Source organism: Streptomyces sp. NPDC054841 (assembly GCF_053611045.1).
The window spans coordinates 22,639-32,850 of sequence record NZ_JBSGZO010000046.1; the positions used below are offsets into that span (position 1 = coordinate 22,639).

The following is a 10,212-nucleotide window of genomic DNA, read 5'->3' on the forward strand; positions in this document are numbered from 1 at the left end:
CGCGCCGCGTCTGAAGAGAGATCCCATTCCAGCGCAGAATCAAGGAAAGTGCTGGGCCTTGATTCTGGTGCGTAGACGCGAATGATTCCTCTAGCTGTCACGGGTGAACACCACCAGCTCGTCGTCAAATTCCCAAAACTCGTCGATCTTCCAGACTCTGGTTACCCTGTTGAAGGGTATCTCGCCCTTGAAGGCGATCTCTCTTTCGAATGGTGTTGGGTTCAAGGTGCCAAGCTCATTATTGACGTGTATCCCGCCTGCGGGTGACTCTATTTCATAAACGTACCCTCCGGGTTTGGCGAAGGTCAACGCCACATCTGGGGACCGCGATGTCGAAATATAGTCGCTTGGTGTGTGATTTACGACGTGATCATACAGCGACACCTCGCTACCGGGTACGGCTGACGTGAATCCGCCTGCCTGCCTGATTTCCTGCGGAGATCTACTGTCGCCCCTATAGAGGAGCTCGCCTTCCTGCGGGCATGCGTCGGGGGCGAGCCCAAGACGGTCGGTGCAGACGCTCGGATTTCTTACATAAGTGGCCGGATTCGGTGCCGGAGCCAACCCCAGCGGGTCCGAAGTGAGGTATCGGCCGGTTTCGGGGTCGTAGTGACGGAAGAAGTTGTAGTGGAGTCCGGTTTCCGGGTCGAAGTACTGGCCCGGGAAGCGTAGCGGCGTGTACGCCGTGCTCGCCGTTGCCCACGTCGTCGTACCCCAGAGTGTGCTGCGCGTGCGCCACGCCAAGGCACCAGATTCGTCGATGAGTTCGGTGGGAGTGCCGACCAGATCGGTGACGATGGCGAAGAAGCGTTCGTCGATCGTGTCCTGTGGGGCGTCTGCCGCGAGGACCCGTTCCGTCTGGGCCAGGGGGCGCAGGCCGTTGTGGTCCCAGGTGAGGGTGACAGGGTTGGGCAGGCCTTCGGCCTGGGTGGTCTGTTCGCAGAGGGTGGTGCCGTCCCAGGTGAAGGAGACCTGTTCCAGGACCGCCTCTCCATCGGCCGCGAGGCGTTGCTTCGCGGTGCGGCGGCCCAGCGCGTCGTACTGGTAGCGCCACACCGTGCCGTCCGGGGTGGTCACCGAGACGAGACGGTCCTCCACGTCCCACGCGTACCGCCAGGTGTCCGGCTTGCGCGACAGACGCGTCTTCTGGCGCAGGACGACGCGGCCTTGCGCGTCGTGTTCGTAGCGGACGTTGCCGGCGCGGGTGATGAGCGTGCCGGTGTAGGCACGCGCACCCGTCGCCTCGTGGCCCGGGTGGGAGGCTGGCCAGGACGCCTCCGTCTGGTTGCCCGCCGAGTCGTAGGCGTACCGCTCGGTCCAGTCGGCCGCCTGGACCGCGGTGACGCGGCCGACCGCATCCAGGTCGAAGCGACGGACGCCGGAGAGCTGGTCGTCGATGCCGACGAGGTTGCCGTCCGCGCGGTAGGTGTAACCACGGCGCTGAAGGCTGCGGTCCGCACCAGTGACGTGCTGGTCGGTGAGGCGGCCCATCGCGTCGAAGGCGTGCGTGAGCGTGACCGTCTCGCCGACGTGACGGGCGAGCTCCTGGCCCGCCGCGTCACGTTCGAACGTGAGCGTACGGCCCGAGGTCGTCAGTTCTGTGCGGCGGCCCGCCGCGTCGTACGACCAGGTGCTGACGGCCCCGCCGGGCGTCGTCCGGCCTGTTCGGCGGCCCAGGGCGTCGTAATCGAAGGCAAGCTTCCCGCCGTTCACCGTCTCGGTCCTGAGCCGCCCGTAGCGGTCGCGGAGCCGGGTCAGCGTCGCGTCCGGGTTCGCCGCGACCGCGAGTTCGTCGAAGATGTCGTACTCGTACGTGGTGACGGAGCCCTCGGCGTCCTTGCGGGTGATCTGGCCCAGCGCGTTGTGCTCGAACCGCACCCTCTGGCCGAGGCCGTTCGTCCGGGAAGCCAGCCGCCCGGCCGCGTCGTACGCGTACGTCAGGGTCCGGCCGTCGAAGTCGGTCTCAGATATGAGCCGACCCACCGCGTCGTACTCGTAGTCCCAGGTCAGGCCCTGCGGATTCGTGACCCGGGTCAGGCGCAGGTTCGTGTCATGGGCGAACTCGTACCGCACGCCGTCCGGCCCGGTCCGGGCCATGAGCAGGTCGAAGTCGGTGTACTCGTACGTGGAGACACCGCCCATGGCGTCGGTGTGGCTGGTGCAGTTGCCCTCGCCGTCGTACGTCCACGACTGCGCGCTGCCGTCCGGCTCGACACGTCGTGCGAGCTTGCCCTCAACCGTCCACTCCAGGCGGGTGACCGCCCCGAGCGGGTCGGTGAGGGTAACCGGGCGGCCGAAGGCGTCCCGTTCGTAGCGCGTCGTGGCACCCAGAGGGTCCGTGACTTCGAGCGGAAGCCCGGCCTTGTCACAGCGCACGCTGCTGGTGTGGCCCAGCGCGTCCGTCACCGACGTCGGATGGCCCGCTCCGTCGTACGAGAACCGCGTCGTCGTGCCCGACGCGTCGGTGACCGAGGTGCGGTTGCCGCGCTCGTCGAACGTCTGGCGCGTCACCTGGCCGTCCGCGCCCCGGATGCGCACCGGGAGCCCGAGGCCGTCGTACTCCGCCGACACTTCCCGGCCGTCCGGACGGACCACCGCGGTCGGGTGCCCCTGCTCGTCGTACGTGGTGCTGGTGACGTGGCCGAGCGGGTCGGCGACGGCCAGTAACCGGTTGTAGCGGTCGTACTCGAACCGAGTGACTTCGCCGTTCGCGTCGATCTCCGCCACGACCTGCGAGCGGTCGTTGACCACGAACCGCTTCGTGTGCCCCAGCCCGTCGGTCACGGAAGTCATCCGCAGGCCGGTGTCCGGGTCGGTGTCGTCCCACGTGAAGTGGGATTCGACGTGGCCGTTCGTACCGGACTGGTACACGCAGCGGTCGAGATCGTCGTAGACGTAGTCGTAGTGACTGCCGTTGGTGTCGGTCCAGGACGTGATGCGACCTTGCTCGTCGCAGCCGAAGCGCAGTGGGCGGCCTGAGGAGTTGGTGACTTCGGAGAGATGGCCGTCGGTGTAGCCGTACCGCGTGATCTCCTGGTCCGAGCCGTCCGCCGACGCGCCCGCGAGATGCAGGGCGGTGACCCTGCCCTCGTGCGTGGTGAGCTTCAGGTGGTAGCCGCCGTGGTGGACGATCGACGTGGGGGCGCCGGCGTCGTCGTACTCGAAGGTGATCCAGCGGCCGTTCCGGTCGTCGACCTGAGCGAGCAAGGCTTGCTCGGTGCTGCGCGTGGCGAAGTGCCGGACCTGGCCCGTGTCGGGGTCGGTGACCGTGTAGTCCCCATCGGTGTCTACGTCCAAGGGCCAGTGACGGCCGTGGGTGGGCATGACGGGTACGCCCGGCGCGGGGTGCGGATACGCCAACAGGCTGCCGTCTTCGTCGATGAACACGACGCCCTCGGAGTCCATCTCCAGTCGTTGGTCGACCGTGCTCGCCCACGTCGGGCCGAACCAGCCGCCCGCACGGTACGACGACTCGAAGGTGCGCTGGAACACCAGCGGCAGCGAGCCGGGCAGGACGACGTCAGTCTGTGGCAGGACCATCCGGCCGGTGGCGACGTCGACCGGATCGCCCGCACATGTCCGTTTGGAGCACTCGCGGTTCGTGCCGTCGGGATCCTTGCCGTGGCCCTCGCGACCCTTGCCCTTCGGGGTGTCGGCGAGGTCCTTCGCCCGACCCGCGATGCTCTTGGCGCCGCCCAGGCCCTTGCTGCCAAAGACTTCGGGCAAGGCGCGGCCGAAGAACTCCAACGGGTCGTCCTTGAAGGACTCCCACGCGCCCTTCAGCGCCCGGTCCGGATGGGCCGCGGTGGAGGCAATGCCGGCCAGGGTCATGTTGGCGTTCTTGTAGTACTCGGCCGGGTGCGTGATGTTGTAGGGGTCCAGTGGGTTGACCGAGCGGACGAAGTTGGTGAGGCCGACCACGCCCTTGGCGACGCCGCCGGTGAAGTGGAGCATCTCGGCGCTCGTGCCGGTGCTGTAGTCCATGAAGTCGAACTGCAGACGGTCCGCCGCCGAGGGCTCGGCCGGAGCGTGCGCCATCGCCGCCGCGATGGACTTCTTCGCCGTCTCCGCTGCCTCGTTGCGCTGGCGGCGGGCCTTGTTGAGGATCTCGTGGGCGTGCTCGCGCTGGGCGTTGCCCGGGTCGGTGAAGGGGTCCGGCCTGGGAAGCGGGTTGTCGCCGTCGCGGGCCGCGTTGTAGGCGTCGACCTTCTTGTTGTAGGCGTCGGCCGCCGTTTTCGACGACTCGTCGCCCTTCTTGTAGAGGGCGATGGCCTCTTTGGCCTGGCCCTGGGCCCAGGTGAGGGTCGTGGCGTAGGTCTCCAGGGCCCTGGCCGCGTCGTCGAAGGCGTCTGCCGCGTGCAGCCAGTCGGTGGGGAGCGTCTCCAACTTGCCGCGGAACGCCTCGGCAGCCTCGCCCTTCCAGTGGCTGGAGTCCAGGCCCTTCAGGCCCTGGCCGACGCTGTCGAAGGCCGACTTGAAGTCCCTCAGGTTCTTCACGGACGCGGTGATGTCGCCGGGCTTGCCGTGGATCAGCTCGTTGGCCTCCTCGGTCTCGCCGAGCTTCGCCTCGCCGACCTCCGCACCCAGCCAGGACGCGGCGTCGTCGCCCCAGTCCTCCACGGTGTCGGCGTAACCCTCCGCGCCGACGTAGTCGAGACCCTCGCCGAGCCGGTCCGTCGTCCAGTCGACGCCTTCGCCGACCTTTTTCTTGCCCCAGTCGACACCGTCCCCGACCGCTTCGAGGCCATCGTTGAAGGCTTTGCCCCAGTCCATCAGCTGTTGTCCCCCCGGACCGGTTCCTCAGTGCGCTTGACGGCCTCCTCGGACGGTTCCAGCACTTCGCGGATCTTGTTCTCCGTCGCTTCGCGCATGGCCGGGTCCATCACGCCGTAGTTCTCCATCGAGTCCATCTGGGAGTACATGGCGTCGTACGCGGTGTCCTTCCAGGTCTGCTTGACCTCGCCGTGCGCCTCGCTGAACGATTCCCCGCTCCAGTCGGCCCCGTCGAACGGTGTCTGCGAACTGATCTCGTCCCAGCTCCTGGCCTTGACCTCGTCCTCGCTCAGATGCGGGTTTCCGTTGACCCCGTTCACCGCGATCTTGAACGTGTCCTTGATGTACTGCTCCTGCTCATGGAACGCGCCCGCCGACAGGCCCAGCGCGGCCGTGAGCACGTTTCCCCTCTGCATCAGCCCCCGTACGCCCCAACCCCAGCGCTCACAGAACGTCGTGAACTGCTCGGCCAGGCCCGCGTGCCCCAACTGCACTCCCGTCAGGGACAGATCCGAGAAGCCGCGGCCCGTGATCGCCTGCTGGCCTACCGTGAGGTCCTTCAGCTCGGAATGCGCCAGGTTGATGCCCTTCGCGATCTGTTGGAGCGCGCCCGCCGGTGCAGCGAGATCCGCGTGGTCCCCGCTCATTCCGTATCCCCCATATCGACAACGGCCGACTCCGGCACGACACCCTCGACCGGCGGGAACAACATCCCGTCCTCGCTGCCCGCATCCAGCGCCACACCAGCCGGCCCCGGCAGCATCGGCACCATCACATCCAGCAACCGCGCGCCCAGGACCGTCCGGTACGTCCACTCCCGCTCCGCGTCCCCCTGCGCGTGCGCGAACCGGGCCAGTGCCTCCTCGTGGGAGAACGCGCAGATCCAGCGGACACCGCCCTGGTCGGCGGTCCACAGGCTGCCGTACGGGTCGATCGGCACCAGTACCGCCGTACGCCGGAACTCGCCGAGCAGTACCGCGAACTCGCGCCGCGCGGCCGCCGCTTCCTGAGCACCGGGCGGCTCGGTGGCCGGTATCGGTGCGCGCGGCGCTCGCGGTCCGCGCGGCGCTCCCGAAGTCGGCTGAGCCCGGTCCCCGGCCAAGTCGGCAAGTCTCATGGGCCGGCTCTGCTTCGGTTCGTCGTCCCCCTGGTCGATCACGCCCGGCATCGTGTCACGCCGGTGTTTACGCGAGCAACGAGGGAAAGAGCGGGGGAGCGGCGCACCAGGAGGAATCGGCCACCGGCCCCACCGGCGCTCTCTTTGGCGACCTTCCGGCCTCTGCCTGTCAGCGGGCGCTCGTATGCTCACTGCATGACGGATGACCACGCCGCTCACCAGCCCGATCACCAGGTCGCAGGCTCAGCCGGACGCCCTACCGACAACGCCATGCGCCGCGCCCTCAAGCGAGCGAGGGACGGTGTCGCTCTCGACGTCACCGAGGCCGCCGTGCTGCTGCAGGCGCGTGGGGCGGATCTGGACGACCTCTGCGCGTCGGCGGCCCGGGTGCGGGACGCGGGGCTGGAGGCGGCCGGGCGGGGCGGGGTCATCACGTACTCGAAGAGCGTGTTCATTCCGCTCACCCGGCTGTGCCGGGACAAGTGCCACTACTGCACCTTCGCCACCGTTCCCGGGAAGCTGCGGCGTGCCGGGCACGGGATGTTCATGTCGCCGGACGAGGTACTGGACATCGCGCGGCGCGGGGCCGAACTGGGCTGCAAGGAAGCGCTGATCACGCTCGGAGACAAGCCCGAGGACCGCTGGCCGGAGGCGCGGGAGTGGCTGGAGGCCGAGGGGTACGACGACACGATCGCGTACGTACGGGCCATGGCGATCCGCATCCTGGAGGAGACCGGGCTGCTGCCGCACCTCAACCCCGGGGTCATGACCTGGACCGACTTCCAGAGGCTCAAGCCGGTCGCCCCGTCGATGGGCATGATGCTGGAGACCACGGCCACCCGCCTCTGGTCCGAGCCCGGCGGGCCGCACCACGGATCGCCGGACAAGGAGCCGGCCGTGCGGCTGCGGGTGCTGGAGGACGCCGGGCGCAGTTCCGTGCCGTTCACCAGCGGGCTGCTGATCGGGATCGGGGAGACGTACGAGGAGCGGGCGGAGTCGCTGTTCGCGCTGCGCCGGGTCTCCCGGGCGTACCACGGCATCCAGGAGCTGATCATCCAGAACTTCCGCGCCAAGCCGGACACGGCGATGCGCGGCATGCCGGACGCCGAGCTGGACGACCTGGTCGCCACCGTGGCCGTCGCCCGGCACATCATGGGGCCGTCGGGCTGTCTGCAGGCCCCGCCGAACCTGGTGGACGACGAGTACGGGCGGCTCATCGCGGCCGGGATCGACGACTGGGGCGGGGTGTCGCCTCTCACGATCGACCACGTCAACCCCGAGCGGCCGTGGCCGCAGATCGACGCCCTCGCCGAGAAGTCCGCGGCGGCGGGTTTCGAGCTGCGTGAACGGCTGTGTGTGTACCCCGAGTTCGTGCAGCGCGGCGAGCCCTGGATGGACCCGCGGCTGCTGCCGCACGTACGGGCGCTCGCCGACCCGGAGACGGGCCTGGCGGACGAGGACGCGCTCGTGCAGGGGCGGCCCTGGCAGGAGCCGGAGGAGGCGTTCACGGCCGCCGGACGCACCGACCTGCACCGCACCATCGACACCGACGGGCGTACGAGCGACCGCCGGGACGACTTCGACGAGGTGTACGGCGACTGGGAGGCCCTGCGCGAGGCCGCCGCGCCCGGCATGGTGCCCCAGCGGATCGACACGGACGTACGACAGGCCCTGGCGACCGCCGCCGACGATCCCACCGGGCTCACCGACGACGAGGCGCTGGCGCTCCTGCACGCCGACGGGCCGGCGCTGGACGCGCTCACCCGGATCGCCGACGACGTCCGCCGGTCGGTCGTCGGCGACGACGTCACGTACATCGTCACCCGGAACATCAACTTCACGAACGTCTGCTACACCGGCTGCCGCTTCTGCGCCTTCGCCCAACGGCGCACGGACGCAGACGCGTACACCCTCTCCCTGGACCAGGTCGCCGACCGGGCGCAGCAGGCGTGGGACGTCGGCGCGGTCGAGGTGTGCATGCAGGGAGGCATCCACCCGGACCTGCCCGGCACGGCCTACTTCGACATCGCACGGGCCGTGAAGCAGCGGGTCCCGGGCATGCACGTGCACGCGTTCTCGCCGATGGAGGTCGTCAACGGCGCGACGCGGACCGGGATGTCGATCCGCGAGTGGCTGACGGCCGCGAAGGAGGCGGGGCTCGACTCCATCCCCGGGACGGCCGCGGAGATCCTCGACGACGAGGTCCGCTGGGTGCTGACGAAGGGCAAGCTGCCCACCGCCACCTGGATCGAGGTCATCTCCACCGCGCACGAGCTGGGCATCCGCTCCTCGTCGACGATGATGTACGGGCACGTGGACCAGCCCCGGCACTGGCTCGGCCACTTCCGTACGCTCGCCAGGATTCAGCAGGCCGCGCTGGAGGCCGGGCGGCAGGGCTTCACGGAGTTCGTGACCCTGCCCTTCATCCACACCAACGCACCGGTCTACCTGGCCGGGATCGCCCGGCCCGGGCCGACCACCCGCGACAACCGTGCGGTGACGGCGATGGCCCGGCTCCTGTTGCATCCGCACATTCCCAACATCCAGACCAGCTGGGTGAAGCTGGGGGCGGACGGCGCGGCGGAGATGCTGCGCTCCGGTGCGAACGATCTCGGCGGCACGCTGATGGAGGAGACCATCTCCCGGATGGCGGGGTCCAGTTACGGCTCGTACCGCTCGATCCAGGACCTGGTCGCGATCGCGGAGGCGGCGGGACGGCCGGCGAAGCCGCGTACGACGCTGTACGGGGAGGTGCCGGAGGAGCGCGTGGCGGCCGCGGCCGCTTCCGACGGACACCTGCCGGAACTGCTGCCGGTACTGACGGACTGAGCGGGACCGGTCTGCGGAATGGGCGGGCGCGCGTCCGGTTCGCGGACTGAGCGGGAGCGGGACCGGTGCTGACGGGGCTGAGCGAGTGCGCGGCCGGTCTGTGTACTGAGCGTGCGCGTCCGGTACGCGGGCTGAGCGGGAGCGGGACCGGTCTGCGGGCCGAGCTGGTGCGCGGACCGGTCTGCTGAGCCGGTCCGCGCGCTGCGCCGGTACGCGGGCCGGCCCGGGTACCGGCCGAGACGCCGGTCGGTCCCGCGCTCGCCCGAGACCCCGACCGTTCCGCGGGCTGCGCCGAGAGCCGCCCACCGGTCCCTTCGCTCAGCCCGTGCGCCTCAGAAGTGCCACGGTCAGCCCCTTCAGCCGCTCGGTTCCGCTCACCTCGTAGTGCGCCCGAAGGGCCTGCGCCTGGGCGCCGGACAGCGCCTGCAGCGGATCCCAGGTGTTCCCGAGCACCACCACCCAGACGCGGCGTTCGGCCCCCACGCACCGGGCCGGAACCGGGCAGTCGGCCGACGACAGGTCATGGCGGTCGGCGGCCGATTGGGCGAGGAAGACATCACGCATCTTCAGCTCGCGGGACAGGTAGAAGCCGACGCCGACGCCGAGCATGCGTTCCTCCGCCCGGTCGTAGACCACCGCGTCGCCTGCTACGTGGAACTTCTCGATGGTCCGCGCCGCTCCCTCGTAGTCCAGGCCCTGCCAGGAGTGCCCGTTCGTCTCCCGGAGCGGCTTCTGGTCGGGAAGCGTGAGCAGTGCGAGTACCACCAGGGCCGCCGCGACCAGCGTCCGGGATCGTGCCGCGGCGAGTCCCGCCCCGGCCAGGACGGCCCATGCCGGGAGGACGAACAGCAGGTACCGGGGGTAGAAGTACGAGACGTCCCCGTGCGAGAGGGCCCAGAGCACCAGCGGGGGCAGCACCGCCACCGCGGTGCCGAACAGGGCGGCGGCACGGTCCTCCCGCCACGCGATCACGGCAGGGATCGTCATCGCCCCGGCCAGCAGGCCGGACACGCACAACTGCGGCCACACCGTGAGCAGACCCCAGGCGTCGGGTTCGGGGATCCATGAGATCTGCCGCCCGGCCTGCGCTCTGCCCAGCAGCAGCACGGGTGCCGCACAGGCCACTCCCGCCAGTGCCGCTGCGGAGAAGCCCCACAGCACGCGGCGCTCGGAACGGGCACGCCCGGCCACCGCGGCCAGGTGCCCGGCGACCACGGTCAGGGCCAGCAGGTGCAGCAGGCCGACGACCGCCAGGGACAGGGCGTAGCCCGCCCAGCGCCACCGGTTCGCCGGGCGGTCCAGGGCACGCAGCAGCAGCAGGGTGGCCAGTGCGACGGTGCAGACCACCAGGGCGTACGGGCGGGCCTCCTGCCCGTACCGGCTGACCGCGGGGATCAGGGCGTTCTGCTGGCCGCCCGCGAGCCCGGGGGGGCGGCCGAAGAGGCGCGGCGGGGTCCGTGCGAGGGAGGCGGCGGCCCCGGCGCGGGCCGGGG

Annotated in this window: 5 protein-coding genes; 1 reads left to right on the top strand and 4 read right to left on the bottom strand. The window is 69.8% G+C overall.

The features are described 5' to 3' along the window. Positions 1–90 precede the first annotated feature (90 nt). The 3 genes from ACWGI8_RS09845 to ACWGI8_RS09855 are packed head-to-tail and all read right to left on the bottom strand — an operon-like array spanning position 91 to position 5,932. The gene (locus ACWGI8_RS09845) at positions 91–4,773 is read right to left on the bottom strand and encodes a putative T7SS-secreted protein (RefSeq protein WP_453659613.1); all 4,683 of its coding nucleotides are present in this window, start codon (positions 4,771–4,773) and stop codon (positions 91–93) included. Further along, positions 4,773–5,420 carry a hypothetical protein gene (locus tag ACWGI8_RS09850; protein WP_453659614.1) on the bottom strand — a complete coding sequence of 216 codons (648 nt, stop codon included), beginning with the start codon at positions 5,418–5,420 and terminating at the stop codon, positions 4,773–4,775. The genes ACWGI8_RS09845 and ACWGI8_RS09850 overlap by 1 nt, the downstream gene beginning before the upstream one ends. Then, the gene (locus ACWGI8_RS09855; protein ID WP_453659615.1) at positions 5,417–5,932 is read right to left on the bottom strand and encodes an SseB family protein; all 516 of its coding nucleotides are present in this window, start codon (positions 5,930–5,932) and stop codon (positions 5,417–5,419) included. Before ACWGI8_RS09855 ends, ACWGI8_RS09850 begins: the two co-directional genes overlap by 4 nt. A 153-nt stretch (positions 5,933–6,085) precedes the next feature. Between ACWGI8_RS09855 and ACWGI8_RS09860 the strand changes: the two genes are divergently transcribed. Further along, entirely contained in the window at positions 6,086–8,719 is a 2,634-nt protein-coding gene (locus tag ACWGI8_RS09860; protein ID WP_453659616.1) for a bifunctional FO biosynthesis protein CofGH, read from the top strand. A 318-nt stretch (positions 8,720–9,037) separates the two neighbouring features. Here the strand turns inward: ACWGI8_RS09860 and ACWGI8_RS09865 are convergent. Continuing rightward, a partial coding sequence (locus ACWGI8_RS09865; RefSeq protein ID WP_453659617.1) for a hypothetical protein occupies positions 9,038–10,212 on the bottom strand: 1,175 nt, incomplete at its 5' end.